This is a genomic window from Caulobacter sp. Root487D2Y (assembly GCF_001427165.1).
Lineage (GTDB): Bacteria > Pseudomonadota > Alphaproteobacteria > Caulobacterales > Caulobacteraceae > Caulobacter.
The window spans coordinates 62,691-84,985 of sequence record NZ_LMFD01000015.1 but is presented as its reverse complement, the minus strand read 5'-3'; the positions used below and the strand labels follow the sequence as shown (position 1 = coordinate 84,985).

The following is a 22,295-nucleotide window of genomic DNA, read 5'->3' as shown; positions in this document are numbered from 1 at the left end:
CTTACTTGCTATCTGGCGGTTGGGTTGGCGACGCGCCGGGCGGGCGCGGTGGAGGTCGAGGCGGCCCGGCTGAGGCCGGCCATTTCGGGAAGTTGCGGCAGGTCGGCCAGCTGGGGCGCGTTGGCGCGCTCCATGCGGCCGATGGCCAGGTGCATCCAGGTCAGGGCCCCGGCGACCAGGACGAACAGCAGCATGAAGCAGCTGGTCCAGACGCCGGTGAGATCGTTCAGCGCGCCGAAGGCGATGGGCAGCACGAAGCCGCCCAGCCCGCCGACCATGCCGACGAGGCCGCCGACCGAACCGATGTGGTCGGGGTAGTAGACCGGGATGTGCTTGAAGACCGCCGCCTTGCCCAGGCTCATGGCGAAGCCGAGCGCGAACAGCAGGATCACGAATGGCGCCAGACCGGTGGCCAGGCGGAAGGCGATCGGGCCGCGCACGCCGTCGACCACGTAGCTGGTGGCCGGATAGGACAGCAGGAACGCGCAGATCGCGCTGATGATGAAGGTCAGATACATGACCTTGCGCGCGCCGATCTTGTCCGACAGGTAGCCGCCGAACACTCGAAACAGCGAGCCGGGGATGGAGTAGGCGGCCGCCAGCATGCCGGCGGTGATGAGGTCGAGGTGATAGACCGCGACCAGATAGTGCGGCAGCCACAGCGCCAGGGCCACGAAGCCGCCGAACACGAAGAAGTAGTAGAGGGCGAAGCGCCAGACCTGCAGCTTGCGCAGCGGCACCAACTGGTCGGCGGTGTTCTGCGGCTTGGCGCCGGTGCGCCGGCGGGCTTGCAGGTCAGGCTCGTCGCGGGTCGAGAAGAAGAAGGCCAGCGCCAGCAGGGCCAGCGCCCCGGCCCAGATCTGCGCCACGGCCTGCCAGCCCAGGGCCAGCATCACGAAAGGCGCGAGGAACTTGGTGACCGCCGCGCCGACATTGCCGGCCCCGAAGATGCCCAGAGCCGCGCCCTGGCGTTCCTTGGGGAAGAACTTGGCGACATAGGCCACCCCGACCGCGAACGAGCCGCCGGCCATGCCGACGCCCAACGCCGCCAGCAGGAACTGCGGATAGGTGTGGGCGTGGGAGAGCAGGTAGGTCGCCGCCGCCGCCGACAGCATGACCAGCAGATTGACCAGGCGCCCGCCGTACTGCTCGGTCCAGACGCCCAGGAACACGCGCGTCAGCGAACCGGTGAGGATGGGCGTGCCGGCCAGCAGGCCGAACTGCGCCTCGGTCAGGCCGAGGTCCTGTTTGATCCGAACGCCGATGATCGAGAAGATCGTCCACACCGCGAAACAGGCGGTGAAGGCGATGGTGCTCATCGTCAGGGCCGATCCGGCCCCCGGCTGCGATGGGATCGCCGTCTTCATGTCTGGCCTCGAAAAGGCAACGCGCGACATGGTTTGCCGCGTGCAACCTAATGCGGGGGCAGGTCTTCACTGTATTTGATGGATATCAAGCACCGGCAAATAACCGATGATAACGCGCAAGTCATCGCTGCGGCGAAACAGCGCAGTTTGCTAATGTCAATTTGGTTTTATTGGTGTCGCAAACGTACGCTTGATAAATGTCAATCGTGACGGGCGAGTTTGATCTGCATCAAGGCCCCGGCCACCTGGCGCGCTCAGGAGTGGAGCATGATGAGAAGCGCCGATGTGGACCGTGTCAGAAGCTTGCCGCTGTTTCGCGTGATGTCGGACACGGCGTTTCGGGACGTCACCGGCGGCGCCTTCCTGCAGAAGTTCCCGGCCGGGACCACCCTGCTCACCGAGGGCGACACCGTCGATTTCCTCTATGTGCTGCTCGACGGCAGCGTCGAGCTGGGGGCCAGCTGGAACGACAAGGACACCACCCTGGCCGTGCTGCGGCCGGTCTCGACCTTCATCCTGGCCGCCGTGGTGCTGGACGCCGACGCCCTGATGAGCGCCCAGACCATCGAGCGCTCCGACATCCTGATGCTGTCGGGCGAGGCCCTGCGGCGGGCGATGAGGGAGGACGCGGCCTTCTCGGTCGCCGTGGCCCAGGAGCTGTCTGGCTGCTATCGCGGCCTGGTTCGCGCCATCAAGAGCCAGAAGCTGCGCGGCGGTCTCGAGCGCCTCGCCAACTACCTGATCACCCAGAAGATCCGCCAGGGCGGCGCGGACACCTTCACCCTGCCGCACGAAAAGCGCCTCCTGGCCTCGGTGCTGGGCATGACTCCGGAAAACCTGTCGCGGGCCTTCGCCTCGATCGCCGACTACGGGGTGGTCATCAACGGCCCGCAGGTGACGATCGCGCGACCTTCGGTGCTGGAGCGCCTGGCCAAGCCCGATCCCCTGATCGACAACCACACGCCGCCCACCGACGCGCCGATCGGCAAGGCCCAGCGCGAGCGCTGGCCCACGGACCGCCACCAGCGCACGGGCTCCTAGGACCTTCAGTCAGCCGCCGAACTGCGCGAGCTGGCGGGTGTCGCCGCTGTTGTTTTCGTGTAGCCGATGGCCCGCCGGCTTGCCGACCAGGGCCGCCTGGATGCGCGCCTGCAGAGCCTCTTCCTGGCCGGGGACCAGAAGGTCGCGCAGATTGACGCCCAGTTCGCCGAACAGGCACAGGCGCAGCGCGCCCCTGGAGGTCACGCGCAGGCGGTTGCAGCTGTCGCAGAAGCCCGGCGCGTAGGGCGCGATCAGGCCGATGCGGCCGGCATTGTCGGGGTGCGCATAGTCGGTCGCGGGCCCATCGTCGAAGGCCTTGGCCACCGGCGTCCAGCCGCGCGCCGCCAGCCAGCCCTGCAGGTCGACGCCGGAGACGTGCTGGTCGTCGAAATAGGCGGCGTTGTCGCCGGTGCGCATCAGTTCGATGAAGCGCAAGGAAATCGGCCGGTCGCGGACGAAGTCGGTGAAGGCGTCGAAGCCGGTTTCGACGGTGTCGCGCAGCAGGACGGCGTTGACCTTCACCGTGGGCGTTCCCAGCGCCAGGGCCAGGTCGAGCCCGGCGACGACCTCCTTCAGCTGATCATGGCCGGTGATGCGGTGGAACGCGGCGGGATCCAGCGAGTCGATGCTGACATTGAGATTGGTCAGGCCGGCGTCGCGCCAGGCGGCGGCGTTGCGTCGAAGGTTCCAGCCGTTGGTGGTGACGGCCACCTTGTCGATGCCCGGCGTGGCCGCGGCGCGGGCGATGATCTCGACCAGGTCGCGCCGCACGCTGGGCTCGCCGCCGGTCAGGCGCAACTTGGCGACGCCGAAGCCGGCGAAGGCGCGCACCACGCGATCGATCTCGTCGGGGGTCAGGAAGCTCATCGCCCCGGACTTCTTGAAGCCGTCGGGCAGGCAGTAGGTGCAGCGGTAGTTGCACACCTCGGTGACCGAGAGGCGCAGATAGCGGAAGCGACGGCCAAAGCCGTCAACCAGACGTCCCATGCGGGCTCCTTTCCAAGCAAGGGAGGCGACGGCGTTTCCCCCGTCACCCTTGCCGGCGAACCGGCGCGGCGGCCGGGCCATGGCGCGGGTGCGCTTTAGGCCTGGACGCTCGGAGCGAGATCTATCGGTAGGCCTGGACGGCGCCGCGGGCCATGACCCGGGGCGCCGCAGGACTTGATAACGGTCAAGCCCTGAGCGGGCGCGGAAGCACCAGCATCGGGCCATAGCTGGCCGCGAAACCGGCGAAGGCCAGGATCCAAAGGAAGGCGGAAACCATCAGCAGGTTCTGCTGCCAGAGGCCGGTGAACGGGGCGGCGACGCGGGCCACGGCCGCGGCGTTGATCGCCACATAGACGGCGGTGGTCGCCGCGTCGGCGTGCAGATCGCGCCCGCTGTGCCCGCGGCTCGAGCGGGTCATGACCGCCAGGGTCATGACGCCCACGGCGCCGGCGGTCAGGGCGTGGATCCCGGCGGTGCGGGGAATGGCCGGATCGAGCACCGAGGCGCCCAGGAGCAGCAGGCTCAGGCCAAGCCAGCCATAGCCAAGGTGCAGGACCCAGACGAGGGGCTCTGATCGCGTGGCCCAGCCGCTCCAGCGCGCCAGGCGGACAAGGTTGGTCAGGCCGGCCAGGGCCAATAGAGCGCCGCTGAACAGGGCGTCGGGAAGAACCGCCCAGCTCGCGGCGGCGACGCCGGTCAGGGCCAGGGCGGCTTGATCGATCCGGTCGAACACGGCGGGCTGGGCGCCGGCGCCCCGGGCCTTCAGCCAGTTGCGGGTGAAACTGGGCGTGATGCGCCCGCCGATCAGGGCGATCAGCAAGGCCGCCACCCCCAGGGCCAGCCGCTCGCCCAGCGCCGACGCCCAGGTGACGCCGTGGACGTGGAAGGCGATGTTGCCCAGGGCCAGGGCGGTCACCAGGCCGCAGACGGGCAGATTGCGCCAGTTGCGGCCCGCCAGGACCTCACGCCAGATCACGCCGGCGAAGACCACGAGGAAGAGGCTGTCGATGACCCCCGTGGCGACGGCGCCCAGGCTGGCCTGGAACAGCATGGCCACGCGTCCGGCCAGCCACAGGCCCGCCAGTTGCGCAAGCGGGGCGCCGATGATCGGCATCCGCCCCGTCCAGTTGGGCACCGCCGTGGTCAGGAAGCCCGCGATCACGGCGGCCAGGAAGCCGAACAGCATCTCGTGCACGTGCCAGTCGCGCGTCAGCATGCCGGGCCCGCCCGCCAGATAGCTCCAGAGCCAGAGCGGGACGACCAGGGCCGACCAAAGGGCGCCCATCAGATAGAAGGGCCGGAAGCCGAAGCTGAAGAAGGCGGGGCCGCGATAGGCGCGGCGGGCGGCTGCGGTGGACATGACGGATGTATAGGTCGGACGGCCCCCCGCCGCCTTGATGCCGGTCAACCGCTCAGCCGCACTTGGAATAGCCGCAGTCGAAGCAGGTGTCGCAGCCCTCCTTGCGGGCCATCTCGAACCCGCCGCAACGTGGGCACGCGACCTTGTTGGCGGCGAACGGATTGGCCGAGGGCGCGGCCCGCGACGGCGCGTCGGCGGAGGGCTCGTGCGGCGTTTGGCCGCGCAGGTGGCGCTCGATCACCCCGCCGATCGCGGCCAGCAAGGAAGGGGTGTAGCGGCCGTCGATCCAGCCGCCGCCGCGCGGGTCGAACACGGCCTTCAGTTCCTCGGCCACGAACGACACGTCGCCGCCGCGGCGAAACACCGCCGAGATCATCCGGGTCAGCCCCAGCGTCCAGGCGTAGTGCTCCATGTTCTTGGAGTTGACGAAGATCTCGAAGGGGCGAGCGCCGTCGGCGGTCTCCACATCGTTGATGGTCACATAGACGGCGTGGGCGCTGTCGGGCCATTTGATCTTGTAGGTGGCTCCGTCCAGGGCGTCCGGGCGCGGGGCCAGCTTGGGCTCGGGCTCGGGCGCGGGCAGCGGGTTCGCCGGGGTTTCCGGGGTCTTTTCCAGAGGCTGGGCGACCGACAGCACCGAGCCGGTGATGGCGTTGGGACGATAGGTGGTCAGGCCCTTGCAGCCCAGCCGATAGCCTTGGCGATAGATGTCGGCGAAGTCGTCGAAAGCGATGGTCTCCGGGCAGTTGACGGTCTTGGAGATCGAGCTGTCCACCAGGCCCTGGGCGGCGGCCTGCATGCGCAGATGGTCGGCGGGCGTCAGGTCCTGGGCGCTGACGAACACGGCGGCCGGCGGCGTGGCGTCGCCGCGCAGCCGCTTCCAGACCGCCAGGGCGTAGTCCTCGACCTGTTCCTCCCGGGTGGTTCCGTCGGGCTGGCGCACCTTGCGGGTGTAGGCGTAGGCGAAGACCGGCTCGATGCCCGACGAGACGTTGCCCGCCAGCAGCGAGGTGGTGCCGGTCGGGGCGATCGAGGTCAGGCAGCCGTTGCGCAGCCCATGGGCCGCGATCAGGGCGCGGGTCTCCTGGTCCAGGCTGGTCAGGTTGGGGCGGTCCAGGATCCGCGGATCATACAGCGGGAAGGCGCCCTTCTCGGCGGCCAGCAGGGCCGAGGCGCGATAGGCCTCCCGCTTGATGACGCCCAGCCAGCGCTGGGTGAGGGCCACGGCCTGGTTGTCGCCATAGCGCGCGCCGCAGAAGACCAGGGCGTCGGCCAGGCCCGTGACGCCGATGCCCAGCCGCCGCTTGGCCTTGGCCTCCGTTTCCTGGGCCGCCAGCGGGAAGCGCGAGATGTCGATGACGTTGTCCAACATCCGCACGGCGGTGCGGGTCAGCTCGCCGAGCTTGGCCTCGTCGAGGGCGGCGTCGGCCTCGAACGGCCGGTCGACCAGGCGGGCCAGGTTGAGCGAACCCAGCAGGCAGGCGCCGTAAGGCGGCAGCATCTGTTCGCCGCAAGGGTTGCTGGCCAGGATCTGCTCGCAGTAGGCCAGGTTGTTGGCGGCGTCGACGCGGTCGATGAAGATCACCCCCGGCTCGGCGGCGTCATAGGTGGCCCGCATCAGTCGCGCCCACAACTCGGCGGCGCGAACGGTGCGATGGACCCGGCCGCCGAAGCTCAGCGGCCAGTCGGCGTCGGCTTCGAGCGCGGCCATGAACGGATCGGTGACCAGCACCGACAGGTTGAAGTTGCGGAAGCGGCCGGCCGCGCGCTTGGCGTCGATGAAGGCCTCGATGTCGGGGTGGTCGATGCGCAGGCACCCCATCATCGCGCCGCGTCTCTGACCGGCCGAGAGGATGGTGCGGCACATCGAGTCCCAGACATCCATGAAGCTGAGGGGTCCCGAGGCGTCGGCGCCCACGCCCTCGACCGGAGCCCCGGACGGGCGGATCGACGAGAAGTCCATGCCGACCCCGCCGCCCTGCTGCAGGGTGATGGCCGCCTCGCGCAAGTGCTCGAAAATGCCGCCCAGGTCGTCGGGGGTCCGGCCCATCACGAAGCAGTTGAACAGGGTCACGGCCCGGGCGGTGCCCGCGCCCGCCAGGATGCGGCCGGCGGGCAGGAACTGGAAATCGGTGAGGGCCGCCATGACCTCGGCGTGGAACCCCTTGCGAAGCTTGGGAGCCTCGGCCTGGGCCACGGCGTGGGCGACACGGTTCCAGGTCTCCAGGACGCTGGCGTCGCCGCCGCCGCCGCTGGGCGGCGCGAAACGATACTTGCTGGCCCAGATCTCGCCGGCGAAGGGATTGTCGAACGCCATGGTCGCTCTCTCTGAAAGGGGAGGTGAAGGCTGGTCGATTCCCTGCGGCGCGCGGAAGGCGACTCGGGGATGCGCAGCTTGCGACATCCGCCAAGGCGGGCCTTGAGCAACATCAAGGCGCGCGACGGTTCCGCTCAATGTCATCGATCGGCGAAGCCCCTAGGGGTCGGGGCGGAGACCCAAAGATGACCACGCTCACCAGCCCCGCCGCTCTTGCTCACGCCTTGGACGCCGGCGCCCCGCCGCATTCGCCGGGCGAACCGCTGACCGACGGCCAGGTCGGCCCGCTGATCGACCGCATCATGCGGCGCTACCACGACGTCCACCTGGAGGATTTTCCGCGGGCCATCGCCCTGGCGCGCAGGGTCGAGGCGGTGCACGGCGGCGACGCCGACTGTCCGCATGGCCTGGCCGATCACCTCCAGATGATGGCCGAGGACCTGGTTGGCCATCAGCAGAAGGAGGAGGAGGTCCTGTTTCCGATGATGCGCGCCGGCCGCGGGTCGATGCTGCGGGTCGCCATCGCCCGCATGCAGGTCGAGCATGGCGACCTGACCGGGCAACTGACGCGGTTGGCGGAGATCACCCGGAACTTTTCCGTGCCGGAAGGCGCCTGCGGAACGTGGCGGGCCCTGGACCAGCTTTGCCGCAAGCTGGATCACGAGCTGCGCGAGCACATGCACCTGGAGGACACGGTCCTCTTCCCGCACTTCGTCGGCGCGCCACAGGCCGCTGATCAGAAATCCAGGATCTCGACCAACGCCCCGGTCTCGCTCGCCGGGTCGCTGGGGCGGCGGCGGATCAGCACATCGCTCAGGACCAGGGCCTTTTGGGCCGAAGAGTCCTGATCACCGATCGGCTCGACGCCGCCCTGGGTTCGTCGTCCGCGGACGAAGGTCTCGCGATCACCGCAGGGGCCCAGCGAGCCGGTCAGAGCCACGGAGCGCCAGTCCGTCGCCGCGGCCGATCCCAGTCCGGCGAGGCCCGCGATCAGCGGGGCCAGGAAAAGTCGCGCGGTGACCAGGGCCGAGGTCGGATTGCCCGGCAGGCCGACGACCAGGGCGCCCGACGCCCGCCCGATCCAGATCGGCTTCCCCGGCTTGATGGCCACCTTCGAGAAGATCGGTTGCAGATCCAGCGGCGCGAACATCGCCTTGGCGAAGTCGCGTTCGCCCACCGAGGCGCCGCCGGTCACGACGACCACGTCGGCCCGACCGACCGCCGAGCGGGCCGCCTTCTCCAGCGTCGGCAGATCATCGCCCAGGCGCCAGCGATCGACCACCTTGCCCCCCCAGGCGCGAACCAGCGAGGCGACGCCGAAGGACACGCTCTCGGGGATCCCGGGCCGAAGCTTGGAGGGGCGTCCCGGCTCGTCGAGCTCCTCGCCGGTGCTGATGATCAGGACCCTGGGGCGAGAAATCACCGACACCCGCGCCAGGTCGGCCGCCGCGGCCGCCACCATGCGCTGAGCGTTGAGCCGAACGCCGGGCTCGACGAGAACGTCTCCCGCCGCGAAGTCGGAGCCGGGCGCGCGCAGATTGCGGCCGCCCCGGGGTGTTTGCAGGAACACCGCCCGAGGCCCTTCACGCCGGACCTCTTCCTGGATGACCACCCGATCGGTTCCGATCGGCGCGGTCGCGCCGGTGAAGATGCGCACGCAGGAGCCGGGCGCCATAACGCCGTCGAAGGCCTGGCCTGCATAGGCTTCACCGATGACGGCCAGACGCACGGGCGCCTCGGCCAGGTCGTCGTCGCGCGCGGCGTAGCCGTCCATGGCCGAGACGTCGGTGGCCGGCGAGGTGCGGCGGGCGACGATCGGCTTGGCCAGGATTCGGCCGTCGGCCAGGGCCAGGCCGACGGTTTCGTGGGGCAGGGCCTGCGCCAGATCGGCGACGAGCGCCGAGGCTTGCTCGAAGCTGATCAACTGCAAAGGCCCCGATAGCGGGGGATCTGGCCGACCAGCGAACAGGGCTTGAAGCGGCTGTCCAGCTCCTGGCCCAGCACCAGGTCCCAGGCGTCCTTGCAGGCGCCGGTCGAGCCCGGCACGCAGAACACGAAGGTCTCGCCGATCTGGCCGGCCAGGGCGCGGGACTGCAGGGTCGCGACCCCGACCGTGCCCTGGCTGGCCTGATGGAACACCACCGAAAAGCCGTCCATGGTCCGACGGAACAGCGGTTGCAGGGCCTCGGGCGTGACGTCGCGTGGCGCGAAGCCCGTGCCGCCGGTGGTCAGGATGACGTCGACCGCCTCGTCGTCGGCCCAGGCCCGGACCTGGCGGCGGATGGCTTCCACCTCGTCGGGCACGATGATCCGTCCGACCAGGCCGTGACCGGCGGCGGTCAGGCGATCGGCCAGCAGGGCGCCCGAGGTGTCGGTGTCGAGGTTGCGGGTGTCGGAAATGGTCAGGACGGCGATGTTGAGCGGGTAGAAGGGCAGGCGCTCGTCGATGCCGGGCTTGCGACTCTTCACGGCCGGCGGGGCGTCATCCATGGTCAACCTCCTGAGAACATCGACAGGAAGGCCACTTCCTGTCCGGAACCGATCCAGGCTGCTCCGCCGACGACCATGTGATCGATCGCCGTCCGCAGGCCGCGCTCGGCCAGGGCTTCGGCGCCGCCTTCGACCTGGTCGGCGAGGCGGGCCTTGAACCATGGCAGCGAACAGCCGCCGGCGGGGATTTCCACGGTCGCCGTGCGGCCGAAATGGTCTGCGATCTTACCGAAGAAGCGGACCTGGACGGACCCGGTCAAGCCGGGGGACGACGTCAAGTTTTGAAGCACGAAAGACCTCGATCGCTGTCGGCCTGATTGGCGGATGGGATTTACACCGGTCGCGAGGTGGGCCGATTGTCCCATATCAAGCGGCCGGATATGTCGCAGGGCCGTTTCGGCGGGGACTAGGTCGATGAAGTCGCCGGCGGCGCCAGGTCCGACGCCGCGGGCTCGCCGTTGTGGGTGAAGACAGGGCGTGCGCCCTGGGATTTGACGCCCTTCAGCTTGGCCATCCAGGTTCGCAGGCGACTGGGCGCCGCGTCTTCGGCGGCCGCGGTCGCCTCGACCCGCTTCACCTCGGGCACGTAGCGGCGCACGATAGTCTCGATGCTCGTCTTCAGGGTCATTTGCGACGAAGGGCAGCCCCCGCAGGCGCCGCGCATCTCGATCCACAGCACGCCGGTGTCCGGATCGAAGCGATCAAACACCACGTCGCCGCCGTCGCGGGCGACGCCGGGACGGACATAGAGCCCCAGGACGCCCAGGATCTCATCCTCGATTTCGCCGCCGCTGATCGCCGTGGACGGCGCCGATCCGATCACGGCCGGCGCGCCGCTGGCGAGGTGATCGGCCAGGGCGGCGATCGCCTCGAGACGAAGGACGCTCCACGGCGGGCCGTCCGGCGCTCGCGTCACGGTGACAAAGTCGTGGGCGATGAAGACGCCGTCGACGGCGGGCAATTCGAACAGACGGTCCGCGAGCGGCGACCGGCCGGCCTGGTGATCGACGCGACGAAACGCCTGGGCCGGATCAGACGTCACCACGCAGTGCGGAATGAACTTCATGGCCGCGGGATTGGGCGTCTGTTCGGTCAGGATGAACATGCGGGCCTTGCTTCCCTGTTCGTGGCGTCCGGAACCAAGGCGGGCGTCGGCCGCGACGGCGGGTCGGTCAGACTATAACATGTATCATAAATACATATTATAACTCAATCCCGCTCGCCTCAGTCCAGGCCCAGTTTCCGGGCGATCGCGGCCCATGGGACCAGCTTGAAGTTCTGGTTCTCCGGCGGCGAGACGTTGCGGCCGTCCTGGGCGATGAAGGCTCCGCCCTCCAGACCCGCGCCCAGCGAGGCGCTGGTGACCTCCAGGCCGTCGGTTTCGGAGATGCCGTCGACGCCGCTCGCGCCGTCGGCGATCACGGCGAAGCTGCCGACATAGGCGTTGTCGCCCTCGCGTTTGAACAGAGCGTAGCTGTTGTTGCCCTGGCTGGAGACCACCAGATAGCCCTTGCCCGCGGCTTGCGCGTAGAGCCCCACGCCTTCCAGGTCGTCCTTCAGGGCGGGGTTGTCCTTCACATGGATGACGGCGGTCCGGGCCACGCCGGTCGAAGGTTCGGCGCCCAGCTTCCACAGCGCGACGTCTTCCTCGGCGACATAGAGCTTGCCGGTCTCGTCGTCCGCGACGCAGCCCTCGGTCTGGGTTTCGAACTTGACGTCGCGCACAGCCTCGGCGCGGACCTTGCCGGCCGGGGTGGGGACCAGCTTCCACTGGCGGACCAGGCCGTCGGGATCGCTGATGAACACGAAGGTCGCGCCCTTTCGGTTGCGGTACATGCACAGGCCATAGGGGTCCGACAGGCCCGTGGCCTGGACGCCGTCGGCGACGCTGGTCAGCAGTCGAGTGTCGGGATCGATCGTGTAGATCGCGATGGCCTTGTGGGTGCGGTCGCTGGCCGTGACCAGGGTGACGCTCTTGCCGCCCAGCTTGAAGCCCTGGCGCAGGTCGACATTGTTCATCTTGCCGTCGGGCAGGTACTGCAGCGGCTTGCCCGCCAGGTCGTAGACCAGCATGCCGCCTTTCTTGTCGGTGGCGATGATGGCGCTTTTGCCGGGATCGGTCGGGTGGACGTAGATGGCCGGATCGTCGGCCGCGTCGCCGCCGTGGTCGACGGGCTGGGTTTCCATCGTCGCCGTGACCAGGGCCAGCTTGCTGGCGGCGACGACCGGCGCATCGTCGCCGGGCGAGACGTTCAGGGCGGCGGCGACGTCCTTCCACGACAGCACCTGGGTGTTGGCCCCGGCCTTGCGGTCGTCGGTGACCAGCAGGGCGCCGGCCGGCAGGCCCGGACCGACGGGCGCGCGCAGACCAAACAACCCCGACGGCCCCTGCAGCACGTCCGCGCCATTGGCCTGGATGCGGAACGCGCCCAGGAACCGGTCATCGGCGTTGCGGTCATAGACGTTGTAATCGCCGGCGTCGGCATTGGCCGCCACCAGGTAGTTTCCCTGCGGGCCGCCGTTCAGGACAGCCAGGCCGCCGACCTCGCCCTTGATGCGGCCCAGGCGGTTGATGTCGATCACGGTCGCCACGGCCTCGGCTTCCGGGTCGGCGTCGTAACGCCAGATCCCGACGGCCTGCTGGGCGATATAGAGCACGCCGCTGGCGTCGTCGGCGACGCAGTACTTGGCCTCGGACGACAGGTGGAGGCGGCGAACGATGCGGCCGTCCAGCTTGCCGTCGGCGGCCTGGAACAGCAGCCACTGGTCCAACTGGCCCTCGCCGCCCAGGGTGAAGGCGTAGAGCGCGCCGTCGCGGGGGCTCTTGTGCAGACACAGGCCTTCGCCGGCATAGCCCAGGGTCAGGGGGCGGGCGTCGACGCCGGCGGCGGCGCCGCTGGCGAAGTCGTAGCGCGACAGGCGCAGGCGGCCGTCCTTGCGGTCCAACACCGCGATCAGGTCGCCGCGCACATCGACGCCGTAGGTTTCGCCGCCGGGCAGGGCCGAGCGGTGCTGGCCGTCAAGGCCGTAGAACTCCAGCCCGCCCAGCTCGCCGGTGGCGGCGATGACGCTTTTGGCCGGGTCGGCCGCGTTGTAGAGCAGGGCCGAGGCGTTGGCGCCGCCTTGCGCGGTGGGGACCGTCGCGCCGACCGGCGCGACGCTGGCCGTCTGGGCGCCAGCGGTCTGGGCCAGAGCAGGGGCGGCGATCAGCAAGGCTAGGGCGCTGGCGGCGGCGAAGGTGGCGCGGCGATGGATCATGTGGTCCCCTGATGTCGCATCTCAAATCGTGCGACTTGGCTAGAGCGGTCGCCCTGACGCCCCGCTGACGAAATCGGGCCGGGCGTCAAAAATTGCACTAAAAATTCCAATTTAGTTGCCAAATAGAATATCCATTCGTACAACCCGGTCAACAACATGTCGCCAAGGGTGAGCGGCGAGGGAGGCGTTATGGCGAGACTTCGAAACGCATTGATGACGGCCGCGATGATCGCCGCGCCCCTGATCGCGACTGGGATCGCCAGCCCGGCGGCCGCCGCTTCGAGCGGCGGTCCGACCGGCGACCTGAAGCTTGAGCGCGTGGTCATGCTGATGCGCCACAGCGTCCGTCCACCGACCAAATCGCCCGCCACGCCGGAAGGCACGACCGCCCAGCCCTGGTCGACCTGGACCACGCCGTTCGGCGAGTTGACCCCGCATGGGATCGAAGGCGCGCGGCTGATGGGCGCCTACAACCGCACCTTCCTGGCCTCTCGGGGGCTGATCCCCAACGCCGGCTGCGCGCCCAAGGGCGAGATCGTGGTCTGGGCCAGCGGCAAGTCCCGCGCCATCAAGACCGCCGAGTCGTTCGTCGACGGCCTGCAGGCCGGCTGCGGGCTCGTGGTCGATCATCCCGTGACCGAGGACAACGATCCGGTCTTCCATCCGGCCGAGGGCATCGACGGCGCCGTCGCGCTGAAGGCCGCTCAGCGCCAAAAGCCCGGCGTCGCGGCCGAAGCGCGCGTCCATGCCGAGGACTTCGCGGTCCTGCAGAAGGTGCTGGGCTGCGACCTGGCCACCAAGGCCGGCTGCGACATCGCCAAGCGGCCGTCTTCGCTGAAGGGCAACAAAGGCGACAGCCCCGACCTGGAAGGCGCGCTGTCGATCGCCTCGACCGGCGGCCAGACCGTCCTGCTGGAATATGTCGAGGGCAAGCCGATGAACGAAGTCGGTTGGGGGCGCGCCTCCAAGGCGGACATCCAGGCCATGCTCCGCTTCCATCCGGTGAAGTTCAACTACGAGGTCGGCGCGCCCTATATCGCCGAGCGCTACGCCGCCCCGATCGCCAAGCGCGTGCTGTCTGCGCTGAACGGCGAGGCCGATACGGGCCGTCTGACCCTGCTGGTCGGCCACGACACCAACATCGCCGCCCTGCGAGCCTTCTTCGGCGCCCACTTCACCGCCGCCGACTATCCTCGGGACGATCCGCCGCCCGGCGGCGCCATGGGCTTCGAACTGCTGAAGGACGGGGGCGGCCAGGCTTTCGTCCGAGCCTTCTACACGGCCCAGAGCATGGACCAGCTGCGCGAGCTGCAGCCGCTGACCGCCGGCAACCCGCCGGCCTTCTCTTACCTTCCGATCCCGGGCTGCGGCGTGAAGGGCGACGCCACGGTCTGTCCGCTGGAGACCTTCCAGAAGATCGTCGGCGGCAAGCTGGCGAACCCGGCGAAGAACTGAACCTTTCGATCTTGGTGCAACTGAAAGCGGCGGCCTTCGCGAGAGGGCCGCCGTTCCTTTTGCGTCCTGGGTCGAGGGCTTGGCGGGGCGGGCGAGGGGGCCGCGGATTGCAAAACGACAAGGGGCCGCACGGTTTTCGCCGTGCGGCCCTCATGCGTTTGGCGAGGGGGAAGGGCGTCTAGAGCTTCACGACCTGGCCGGTGCGCGCCGACTGGCCCGCGGCCTCCGCCAAGGCCAGGGCCTCGACGCCGTCGGCATAGCCCACCGACGGCAGCTCATCCCCGCGCAGGATTCCCGCGAAATGCGCCATCTCGCGGCGATAGGCCTCGGCGTAGCGATCCAGGAAGAAGTTCTGGAAGCTGTCGCTGGCCGCGCCGGCTTCGCCCCACACAGAGACGGTGCTTTCCATGACGTTGTCGGCCCGCACCAGGCCCTTGGCGCCGAAGGCCTCGATGCGCTGGTCGTAGCCGTAGCCGCTGCGGCGGCTGTTGCTGATCACGCAGATCTTGCCCGAGGCGGTGCGCAGCAGGATCTTGGCGGTGTCGACGTCGCCGGCCTCGCCGATGGCCGGATCGACCAGGCAGCTGGCGGCGGCGAACACCTCGATCACCGGCTCGTCCAGCAGCCAGCGGGCCATGTCGAAGTCGTGGATGGCCATGTCCTTGAACAGGCCGCCCGAAACCTTGACGTAGGACACCGGCGGTGGGGCCGGGTCGTGGCTGGTGATATGCACCGTCTCCAGCGCGCCCACGACGCCGCTGGTCAGGCGCGTCTTCAGGCCCTGGAAGTTGGGGTCGAAGCGGCGGTTGAAGCCCAGGAACAGCTTGACGTCCTTGCCGCCCAGCAGACCTTGCGCCGAGCGGGCTCGGGCCAGGTCCAGGTCGATCGGCTTTTCGCAGAACACCGCCTTGCCCGCCGCCACGGCCTTCAGGCAGTAGTCGAGGTGGGTGTCGGTTGAACTGGCGACGATCACGCCGGCGACCGCGGAATCGTTCAGGGCGGTCTCGAGGTCCGTGACGGTCGCGCCGGTCTCGGCGGCCAGGCCGTCGGCGGCCGCGGCGACCGGATCGACCACGTATTTGAGCCGCAGGCCGGGCTGGCCGCCGACGTTCTTGGCGTGGATGCGGCCGATGCGGCCGGCGCCCAGGATGGCGATGTCGTGCATGGGAACCTCGATACTCTCTAAAGTCGGACGGGGGCGCCGGTCGTCGCCGAGCGGGCGGCGGCTTCGGCCAGTTCCAGGGAGGCGACGCTGGCGGCGAAGCCTGTTTCGGGCGCGGCCTTGCCTTCCAGAATGTCGGCGAAATGGTCCATCTCGGCGGCGTAGGCGCCGGCATAGCGGTCGATGAAGGCGTAGGGGAACCTGTCGGCCAGCGCGCCGGTCTGGCCCCACACCGACACGGCGGTGTTGGTCAGGTTGTCGACCCGAGCCGCGCCCCTGGAGCCGAAGGCCTCGATGCGCTGGTCGTAGCCATAGCCGCTGCGGCGGCTGTTGCTGATCATGCACAGGCGGCCCGAGGCGGTGGTCAGCACGACCTTGGCGGTGTCGACGTCGCCCAGGCGGCCGATCTCCGGATCGATCAGGCAACTGGCCCAGGCGAACACCTCGACCGGTCGTTCGCCCATCAGCCAGGGGGCCAGGTCGAAGTCATGGATGGTGAAGTCCTTGAACAGGCCGCCGCTGGTCGGGATGAAGGCCGGAGGCGGGGCGGCCGGGTCGTGGTTGACGATGTGCAGGCTTTCCAGCTTGCCGATCTCGCCGCTGTCGATCTTGGCCTTCAGGGCCTGGTAGTGCGGGTCGAAGCGGCGGTTGAAGGCCACGAACAGCTTGCCATCGGCCTTGTCGAGTTCGCCCGAGGCGGCCAGCAGACGGGCCAGGTCCAGGTCCAACGGCTTTTCGCAGAACACGATCTTGCCCGCCCGGAGGGCGGACAGCGCATTGTCCAGATGCGCGTCGGTCGAGCTGGCGACGATGATCCCCTTGATGTCCGGATCGGCCAGCACCTCCTCGAAGCGGGCCAGTCGTGCGCCGAGCGCCTGGGCCAACGGGCCGGCGACGTCGGGGCGGGGATCGACCAGGGCGACCAGATCCAGGCGGGGATTGGCGGCGGCGTTGCGGGCATGGATCGCCCCCATCCGCCCCGCGCCCAGTTGAGCCACCTTGATCATGTCCGTCACTCCCCGACGTGGCGGCGCTCTCCGGGCCCCGTCCACCCTGCTGTAATATGGAACAAAAATTCCTTCCAGATAGAAAGTGGAATGTCGGGGCGAATCTAGTGCGTTTGTGTTCGCGCGCGGAACGGATATTCTAAATTCAAAGCGATCATATCGAGGGACCGATGGACGAAGCGACCCCGGCGTTGGAAACCGCGCCGAAGACGGCCGAGGAGCTGCGCGCGGCGATTCTCGAGCGCTACGACTCGCTAAGCAAACGCCTGCAGCAGATCGCTCGCTATGTGCTGGACGAGCCCAACGAGATGGCGCTGGAGACCCTGGCGGTGATCTCCGAGCGTTGCGGCGTGCAGCCCTCTGCCATCGTCCGTTTCGCCAAGAGCTTCGGCTATCCCGGGGCCAGCCAGATGCAGCGGCTGTTCCGCGACGGTCTGCTGTCGGGGCATGCGGCCCTGGGCTACGGCGAGCGGGTGCGTCACTTCAACGAGGCGGTGGCCAAGAAGCCCGAGGGCGGGGCGGACGTGCTGGCCGAGTTCGTCGAGGGCAACACCCTGGCGCTGCAGAACCTGGCCCAGACGGTCAGCGAAGACGACATGGCCCACGCCGTGAAGATGATCGACAAGGCCGAGACGGTCTATGTGGTCGGCTTCCGTCGCTCGTTCCCGGTGGCCTCCTATCTGGCCTACTCGCTGCAACAGGTGAACAAGCGCACCCTGTTCATCGACGGCGTGGCGGGCCTGACCAAGCAGCAGGTCCAGACCATCGGCCCCAAGGACGTGCTGATCGCCGTCAGCTACCACCCCTATGCCGAGGAGACGATCCAGGCGGTCGAGATGGCGGCGGCGCGCGGGGCGGCGATCCTGTCGATCAGCGACAGCCTGGTCAGCCCGATCGCCAAGCCGGCCAGCCTGGTGCTGCACGTGCGCGAATCGGAGGTGCGGACCTTCCGCTCGCTGGCCGCGTCGATCTGCCTGGCCCAGGCCCTGGTCATCGGATTCGCCTTCGAGAGCTCGCGGGCCAAGGGACGCTCGGCCAAGGCCGCCAAGCCGGGTTGAACGACCTGTTCCATTTTGCCGTCAAAATGAAATGGATATTGCAAGCGTTCCAGAGTTAGAATATGCGTTACATATCGCCGGTGAGCAGCCGGCTCCAAGTGACGTGGAACTGGCATGGCGCAGGACGCTAAAATTCTCGATCTGATCGCCGTGGGCCGGTCCAGCGTGGATCTCTACGGCCAGCAGATCGGCGGCCGGCTGGAGGACATGGCGTCGTTCGCCAAGTACCTGGGCGGCAGTCCGACCAACACCGCCTCGGGCGGCGCGCGCCTGGGTCTGAAGACCGGTCTGCTGACCCGAGTGGGCGCCGACCACATGGGCCGTTTCATTCGCGAACAACTGGCCCGCGAGGGCGTGGACGTGTCCGGGGTTCTGACCGACCCCGAGCGTCTGACCGCCCTGGTCATCCTGGGCATCCGCGACCGGGTCAATTTCCCGCTGATCTTCTATCGCGAGAACTGCGCCGACATGGCGTTGGAGGCGGGCGACGTCGACGAGACCTGGTTCGCCCAGGCCGGGGCCGTGCTGATCAACGGCACCCATCTGTCCCAACCCAACGTCTACGCGGCCAGCCTGAAGGCGGCCAAGACGGTCAAGGCCGCCGGCGGCCGGGTCGCCTTCGACATCGACTACCGCCCGGTGCTGTGGGGGCTGACCGGCAAGGACGCGGGCGAGAACCGTTTCGTCGAGAACCAGGACGTCACCCGCAAGCTGCAGGAGGTTCTGACCCTCTGCGACCTGATCGTCGGCACCGAGGAAGAAATCCACATCCTGGGCGGCGCGACCGACACCATCGCCGCCCTGCGCGAGATCCGGAAGGGCTCGGACGCCTTGCTGGTCTGCAAGCGTGGTCCCGAAGGCTGCGTCGCCTTCCCGGGCGCGATCCCCGACAGCTTGAACGAGGGCGTCAGCGCTCGCGGCTTCAAGGTCGAGGTGTTCAACGTGCTGGGGGCAGGGGACGCCTTCATGGCCGGCTTCCTGCGCGGCTGGCTGCGCCATGAAAGCCTCGAGACCTGCTGCGAGTGGGGCAACGCCTGCGGGGCCATCGTCGTTTCGCGCCACGGCTGCGCCCCGGCCATGCCGACCTGGATCGAGCTGGAGCAGTTCCTGAGCGAGCGCGAACGGCCGTTCCGCCTGCGCGAGGACGCCGACCTGGAGCACACACACTGGGCCACTACCCGCCAGGGCGTCCATGACGAGTTGACGGTGCTGGCCATGGACCACCGCAGCCAGTTCGAGGACCTGATCGCCGAGACCGGCGGCGACGTCGCGCGCATTCCGCATTTCAAGACCCTGGCCCTGCGCGCCGTCGAGGTCGTGGCCGGCGGCGACCACCGGTTCGGCGTGCTGCTGGACGGCCGTTTCGGCTTCGACGCCCTGGCCCTGGCCGCCGACCGTCCGTACTGGATCGGTCGTCCGATCGAGTTGCCCAAATCTCGGCCGCTGGCGTTCGAGAGCTCGGCCGACGTGGCCACAGAACTGGCCGAATGGCCGCTGAACCACGTGGTCAAGTGCCTGGTCTTCTATCACCCCGACGACGAGATCGAGCTGCGCGAGCGCCAGGAGCGCCAGCTGCTTCGCCTGTTCGACGCCTGCCGCAAGACCCGTCACGAACTGCTGGTCGAGGTGATCCTGCCCAAGGGCATGGAGGGCGACTCCCACACCGTCGCCCGGGCCATCCGCCGGCTCTACGCCATCGGCGTGCGGCCGGATTGGTGGAAGCTGGAGCCTGTCGCCGATCCGGCCGCCTGGCGGGAGATCGAGCAGGCGATCGTTGAGAACGACCCCCTGTGCCGGGGGGTCGTGCTGCTGGGCCTGTCGGCGCCGGAGGCCGAACTGCTAGCTTCCTTCGAAGTCGCCGCCCGCTTCCCGATCATCAAGGGCTTCGCCGTGGGACGGACCATCTTCTACGATGTCGCCCGCGAGTGGCTGAGCGATCGCCTGGACGACGCCGCCGCCGTCGAGGCGTTGGCCGGCAAGCTTACGGTTCTGGTCGAGGCCTGGCGGCGGGCCCGCGCCGCAGTGGAGAAGGCCGCGTAATGGCTACTGTTCGTCTCACCGCCGCCCAGGCGACCGTTCGCTGGCTGAGCCAGCAACATGTCGAGACCCGCCAGGGCGTCATCCCGTATTTCGCCGGGGTCTGGGCGATCTTCGGCCACGGCAACGTCGCCGGCCTCGGTGAAGCCTTGCACGGCGTCCGCGACGTGCTGCCGACGTACCGGGCCCACAACGAGCAGGGCATGGCCCATGCCGCCATCGCCTTCGCCAAGCAGTCGCGGCGCGAGCGGGCCATGGTCTGCACCACCTCGATCGGCCCTGGCGCGACCAACATGGTCACCGCCGCGGCCCTGGCCCACGTCAACCGCCTGCCGGTGCTGTTCCTGCCCGGCGACGTCTACGCCAGCCGCCGGCCGGACCCCGTCTTGCAACAGGTCGAGGACTTCGGCGACGGCACGATCAGCGCCAATGACTGCTTCAAGCCGGTGTCGCGCTATTTCGACCGCATCGTGCGGCCCGAGCAGATTCTGGACGCCCTGCCACGCGCGCTGGCCACGATGCTGGACCCGGCGACCTGCGGTCCGGCGACCCTGGCCTTCTGCCAGGATGTCCAGGCCGAGGCCTTCGACTATCCGCAAGCCTTCTTCGAGAGGCGCGTCTGGCGCATCCGCGCGCCGCGGCCCGATCCGCGCGAGCTGGACGATCTGGTCGGCCTGATCAAGGCCGCCAAGGCGCCCCTGATCGTGGCCGGGGGCGGGGTGCTCTACGCCCGCGCCGAGGCGACCCTGGCGGCCCTGGCCTTCGACACCGGTCTGCCGGTCGCCGAGACGCAGGGCGGCAAGGGCGCTCTGGTCTGGGATCATCCGCGCAATCTGGGCAGCATCGGCGTCACCGGTTCGTCGGCCGCCAACGCCGCCGCCGAGGCCGCCGACCTGATCGTCGGGATCGGCACGCGGCTGCAGGACTTCACCACCGGCTCGCGGACCCTGTTCGGCGCGCCGGGCCGCAAGCTGGTCCAGGTCAATGTCGCCCCGCACGACGCCCACAAGCACGGCGCGCTCAGCGTGGTTGGCGACGCCGGCGCGGTGACCGCCGCCCTGGCCGAGCGGCTGGACGGCTGGAAGGCCCCCGCCGCCTGGGCGGAAGAGACCGCTGGCCGCATCGCCGGCTGGAACGCCATCTTCGACGCAGCCACGGCGCTCGACGACCGTGCCCTGCCAACCGACGCCCAGGTGCTGGGCGCGGTGTCGCGCGCGGCGTCCGACAACGCGGTGGTGGTCTGCGCGGCCGGCGGCCTGCCGGGCGAACTGCACAAGCTGTGGCGCACCCAGCAGCCCGGCGGCTACCACGTCGAGTACGGGTTCTCGTGCATGGGCTACGAGATCGCCGGCGCCGTGGGCGTCAAGATGGCCGCGCCGGACCGCGAGGTCCACGTGATGGTCGGCGACGGCAGCTACCTGATGCTCAATTCCGAACTGGCCACCTCGGTGATGTTGGGGACCAAGCTGATCGTCACGGTCCTCGACAACCGAGGCTATGGCTGCATCAACCGGCTGCAGGCCGCGACCGGCGGCGCGCCGTTCAACAATCTGCTGGCCGACACCCACCATCTGACCCTGCCCGACATCGACTTCGCCGCCCATGCCAAGAGCCTGGGCGCACGGTCGGAGAAGGCGGCCAATCTGCCGGAGCTGGAGGCGGCGCTGCAACGCGCCAAGGCCAGCGACCGGACCTATGTCGTGGTCATCGACACCGATCCCGTGCCGACCACCGAAGGCGGCGGCGCGTGGTGGGACGTGGCGGTGCCCGAGGTCTCGGTGCGCCCCGCCGTCAAGGCGGCTCGGGAAGACTACGAAAACAAGATCAAGCAACAGCGTACGGGAGACTGACGCCATGACCATCCGTTTCGGCGTGAGCCCCATCGCCTGGATCAACGACGACATGCCCGAGCTGGGCGGCGACACGCCGCTGGCCAGCGTCCTGGCCGACTGCCAGGCGATCGGCTTCGAGGGCGTCGAGCTGGGCGGGGTGTTTCCCCGTGATCCGGCGGTGCTGAAGCCGCTGCTCGACAGCTACGGACTGGCCCTGGTCGGCGGCTGGTACAGCGGCAACCTGCTGGTCCAGTCGGCCGACGACGAGATCGCCGCCCTGCAGAAGCACCTGGCCCTGCTCAAGGCCATGGGCAGCACGGTCTTCGTCCACGCCGAGACCAGCAACGCCATCCACGGCGACAAGTCCAAGGCCCTGTCGGCTACGCCGCGCCTGGACGCCGAGGGCTGGAAGGAGTTCGGCGCGCGCCTGACCAAGGTGGCCGACTACATCCAGGCCCAGGGCTTGAGGTTCGCCTACCACCACCACCTGGGCACAGTGGTCGAGCGGCCAGAGGACCTGGAGGCCTTCCTGGCCAATACCGGTCCGTCGGTGGGCCTGACCGTCGACACCGGCCACGCGGCGCTGGGCGGCCTGGACCCGGTGGCGATGATCCGCAGCTATCCGCACCGCGTCGCCCACGTGCATTGCAAGGACATCCGCAGCGAGGTGTTCCGCAAGGTGATCTCGCGCGGCGGCGGCAGCTTCCTGGACGGCGTGTTGGCCGGCATGTTCACCGTGCCCGGCGACGGCTACCTGGACTACGGAGCGGTGATGCAGGCCCTGGCCGAGATCGGCTATTCGGGCTGGATCATCGTCGAGGCCGAACAGGATCCGGCCATCGCCAATCCCCGCGAATATGGCGAGATCGGCCTGGCGACCCTCAAGAAGGAAGCCGCGGCGGCCGGCCTGAGGGCGGCGTGAGG

Annotated in this window: 18 protein-coding genes and 1 riboswitch; of the genes, 7 read left to right on the top strand and 11 right to left on the bottom strand. The window is 68.9% G+C overall.

The features are described from left to right. Nucleotides 1-8: 8 nt before the first annotated feature. Nucleotides 9-1,367: an MFS transporter gene (locus ASD38_RS24115; RefSeq protein ID WP_056463457.1), complete on the bottom strand. Its 1,359-nt coding sequence runs from the start codon at nucleotides 1,365-1,367 to the stop codon at nucleotides 9-11. Nucleotides 1,368-1,637: 270 nt separating this feature from the next. On the opposite strand from ASD38_RS24115, the gene ftrB reads away from it, so the two are divergent. Next, nucleotides 1,638-2,408: a transcriptional activator FtrB gene (ftrB, locus tag ASD38_RS21890; protein WP_056463634.1), complete on the top strand. Its 771-nt coding sequence runs from the start codon at nucleotides 1,638-1,640 to the stop codon at nucleotides 2,406-2,408. A gap of 9 nt (nucleotides 2,409-2,417) precedes the next feature. Here the strand turns inward: ftrB and moaA are convergent, their stop codons facing one another. The 3 genes from moaA to ASD38_RS21875 all read right to left on the bottom strand — a co-directional run bounded on the left by moaA (nucleotide 2,418) and on the right by ASD38_RS21875 (nucleotide 7,072). Then, a complete protein-coding gene (moaA, locus tag ASD38_RS21885; protein ID WP_056463454.1) occupies nucleotides 2,418-3,395 on the bottom strand; it encodes a GTP 3',8-cyclase MoaA in 978 nt (325 codons plus the stop codon). Beyond that, nucleotides 3,385-3,522, bottom strand: a riboswitch (molybdenum cofactor riboswitch). Its footprint overlaps the gene before it by 11 nt. A 57-nt stretch (nucleotides 3,523-3,579) precedes the next feature. Then, nucleotides 3,580-4,755: an NnrS family protein gene (locus ASD38_RS21880; RefSeq protein WP_056447023.1), complete on the bottom strand. Its 1,176-nt coding sequence runs from the start codon at nucleotides 4,753-4,755 to the stop codon at nucleotides 3,580-3,582. Between the two features lie 52 nt (nucleotides 4,756-4,807). Beyond that, nucleotides 4,808-7,072, bottom strand: coding sequence for an adenosylcobalamin-dependent ribonucleoside-diphosphate reductase (locus ASD38_RS21875; protein WP_056447019.1), 2,265 nt, complete (start codon nucleotides 7,070-7,072; stop codon nucleotides 4,808-4,810). Between the two features lie 185 nt (nucleotides 7,073-7,257). Between ASD38_RS21875 and ASD38_RS21870 the strand changes: the two genes are divergently transcribed. Continuing rightward, nucleotides 7,258-7,920 (top strand): hemerythrin domain-containing protein, encoded by a 663-nt coding sequence (locus ASD38_RS21870; RefSeq protein WP_235523930.1) that lies wholly within the window; start codon nucleotides 7,258-7,260, stop codon nucleotides 7,918-7,920. On the opposite strand, the gene ASD38_RS21865 is transcribed toward ASD38_RS21870, so the two are convergent. The 5 genes from ASD38_RS21865 to ASD38_RS21845 form a co-directional block, all read right to left on the bottom strand. After that, a complete protein-coding gene (locus ASD38_RS21865; RefSeq protein ID WP_056463449.1) occupies nucleotides 7,809-8,996 on the bottom strand; it encodes a molybdopterin molybdotransferase MoeA in 1,188 nt (395 codons plus the stop codon). The two genes, ASD38_RS21870 and ASD38_RS21865, sit on opposite strands and share 112 nt — an antisense overlap. Beyond that, nucleotides 8,993-9,562 carry a molybdenum cofactor biosynthesis protein B gene (moaB, locus tag ASD38_RS21860; RefSeq protein ID WP_056447010.1) on the bottom strand — a complete coding sequence of 190 codons (570 nt, stop codon included), beginning with the start codon at nucleotides 9,560-9,562 and terminating at the stop codon, nucleotides 8,993-8,995. Before moaB ends, ASD38_RS21865 begins: the two co-directional genes overlap by 4 nt. A gap of 2 nt (nucleotides 9,563-9,564) precedes the next feature. Then, entirely contained in the window at nucleotides 9,565-9,822 is a 258-nt protein-coding gene (locus tag ASD38_RS21855; RefSeq protein ID WP_056447006.1) for a MoaD/ThiS family protein, read from the bottom strand. A gap of 146 nt (nucleotides 9,823-9,968) precedes the next feature. Then, a complete protein-coding gene (locus ASD38_RS21850; RefSeq protein ID WP_082554915.1) occupies nucleotides 9,969-10,667 on the bottom strand; it encodes a NifU family protein in 699 nt (232 codons plus the stop codon). Between the two features lie 119 nt (nucleotides 10,668-10,786). Continuing rightward, nucleotides 10,787-12,820 carry a phytase gene (locus ASD38_RS21845; protein WP_056463446.1) on the bottom strand — a complete coding sequence of 678 codons (2,034 nt, stop codon included), beginning with the start codon at nucleotides 12,818-12,820 and terminating at the stop codon, nucleotides 10,787-10,789. A 213-nt stretch (nucleotides 12,821-13,033) separates the two neighbouring features. Between ASD38_RS21845 and ASD38_RS21840 the strand changes: the two genes are divergently transcribed. Beyond that, nucleotides 13,034-14,275 carry a histidine-type phosphatase gene (locus ASD38_RS21840; RefSeq protein ID WP_235523929.1) on the top strand — a complete coding sequence of 414 codons (1,242 nt, stop codon included), beginning with the start codon at nucleotides 13,034-13,036 and terminating at the stop codon, nucleotides 14,273-14,275. 178 nt (nucleotides 14,276-14,453) lie between these two features. On the opposite strand, the gene iolG (ASD38_RS21835) is transcribed toward ASD38_RS21840, so the two are convergent. Both iolG (ASD38_RS21835) and iolG (ASD38_RS21830) read right to left on the bottom strand, forming a co-directional pair. After that, a complete protein-coding gene (gene iolG / locus ASD38_RS21835) occupies nucleotides 14,454-15,440 on the bottom strand; it encodes an inositol 2-dehydrogenase (protein WP_056446999.1) in 987 nt (328 codons plus the stop codon). 17 nt (nucleotides 15,441-15,457) lie between these two features. Then, entirely contained in the window at nucleotides 15,458-16,444 is a 987-nt protein-coding gene (gene iolG, locus ASD38_RS21830) for an inositol 2-dehydrogenase (RefSeq protein WP_056463438.1), read from the bottom strand. 170 nt (nucleotides 16,445-16,614) lie between these two features. Between iolG (ASD38_RS21830) and ASD38_RS21825 the strand changes: the two genes are divergently transcribed. From ASD38_RS21825 to iolE, 4 genes are all read left to right on the top strand, one after another. Further along, entirely contained in the window at nucleotides 16,615-17,502 is an 888-nt protein-coding gene (locus ASD38_RS21825) for a MurR/RpiR family transcriptional regulator (RefSeq protein ID WP_056463436.1), read from the top strand. A gap of 114 nt (nucleotides 17,503-17,616) precedes the next feature. Then, complete coding sequence (locus tag ASD38_RS21820) at nucleotides 17,617-19,542, top strand: bifunctional 5-dehydro-2-deoxygluconokinase/5-dehydro-2-deoxyphosphogluconate aldolase (protein WP_056463432.1); 1,926 nt, start codon at nucleotides 17,617-17,619, stop codon at nucleotides 19,540-19,542. Next, complete coding sequence (gene iolD, locus ASD38_RS21815) at nucleotides 19,542-21,389, top strand: 3D-(3,5/4)-trihydroxycyclohexane-1,2-dione acylhydrolase (decyclizing) (RefSeq protein WP_056463429.1); 1,848 nt, start codon at nucleotides 19,542-19,544, stop codon at nucleotides 21,387-21,389. Before ASD38_RS21820 ends, iolD begins: the two co-directional genes overlap by 1 nt. A 4-nt stretch (nucleotides 21,390-21,393) precedes the next feature. Continuing rightward, a complete protein-coding gene (gene iolE, locus ASD38_RS21810) occupies nucleotides 21,394-22,293 on the top strand; it encodes a myo-inosose-2 dehydratase (RefSeq protein WP_056463427.1) in 900 nt (299 codons plus the stop codon). Nucleotides 22,294-22,295: the final 2 nt, after the last annotated feature.

Bases quoted from the DNA above. Each gene is read 5' to 3' on its own strand.
- ASD38_RS24115 (WP_056463457.1), bottom strand. From the start codon at position 1,367: ATGAAGACGGCGATCCCATCGCAGCCGGGGGCCGGATCGGCCCTGACG.
- iolD (WP_056463429.1), top strand. From the start codon at position 19,542: ATGGCTACTGTTCGTCTCACCGCCGCCCAGGCGACCGTTCGCTGGCTG.
- moaB (WP_056447010.1), bottom strand. From the start codon at position 9,562: ATGGATGACGCCCCGCCGGCCGTGAAGAGTCGCAAGCCCGGCATCGAC.
- moaA (WP_056463454.1), bottom strand. From the start codon at position 3,395: ATGGGACGTCTGGTTGACGGCTTTGGCCGTCGCTTCCGCTATCTGCGC.
- iolE (WP_056463427.1), top strand. From the start codon at position 21,394: ATGACCATCCGTTTCGGCGTGAGCCCCATCGCCTGGATCAACGACGAC.
- ASD38_RS21825 (WP_056463436.1), top strand. From the start codon at position 16,615: ATGGACGAAGCGACCCCGGCGTTGGAAACCGCGCCGAAGACGGCCGAG.
- ftrB (WP_056463634.1), top strand. From the start codon at position 1,638: ATGAGAAGCGCCGATGTGGACCGTGTCAGAAGCTTGCCGCTGTTTCGC.
- iolG (WP_056446999.1), bottom strand. From the start codon at position 15,440: ATGCACGACATCGCCATCCTGGGCGCCGGCCGCATCGGCCGCATCCAC.
- ASD38_RS21870 (WP_235523930.1), top strand. From the start codon at position 7,258: ATGACCACGCTCACCAGCCCCGCCGCTCTTGCTCACGCCTTGGACGCC.
- ASD38_RS21845 (WP_056463446.1), bottom strand. From the start codon at position 12,820: ATGATCCATCGCCGCGCCACCTTCGCCGCCGCCAGCGCCCTAGCCTTG.
- ASD38_RS21840 (WP_235523929.1), top strand. From the start codon at position 13,034: ATGACGGCCGCGATGATCGCCGCGCCCCTGATCGCGACTGGGATCGCC.
- ASD38_RS21820 (WP_056463432.1), top strand. From the start codon at position 17,617: ATGGCGCAGGACGCTAAAATTCTCGATCTGATCGCCGTGGGCCGGTCC.
- ASD38_RS21875 (WP_056447019.1), bottom strand. From the start codon at position 7,072: ATGGCGTTCGACAATCCCTTCGCCGGCGAGATCTGGGCCAGCAAGTAT.
- iolG (WP_056463438.1), bottom strand. From the start codon at position 16,444: ATGATCAAGGTGGCTCAACTGGGCGCGGGGCGGATGGGGGCGATCCAT.
- ASD38_RS21880 (WP_056447023.1), bottom strand. From the start codon at position 4,755: ATGTCCACCGCAGCCGCCCGCCGCGCCTATCGCGGCCCCGCCTTCTTC.
- ASD38_RS21850 (WP_082554915.1), bottom strand. From the start codon at position 10,667: ATGTTCATCCTGACCGAACAGACGCCCAATCCCGCGGCCATGAAGTTC.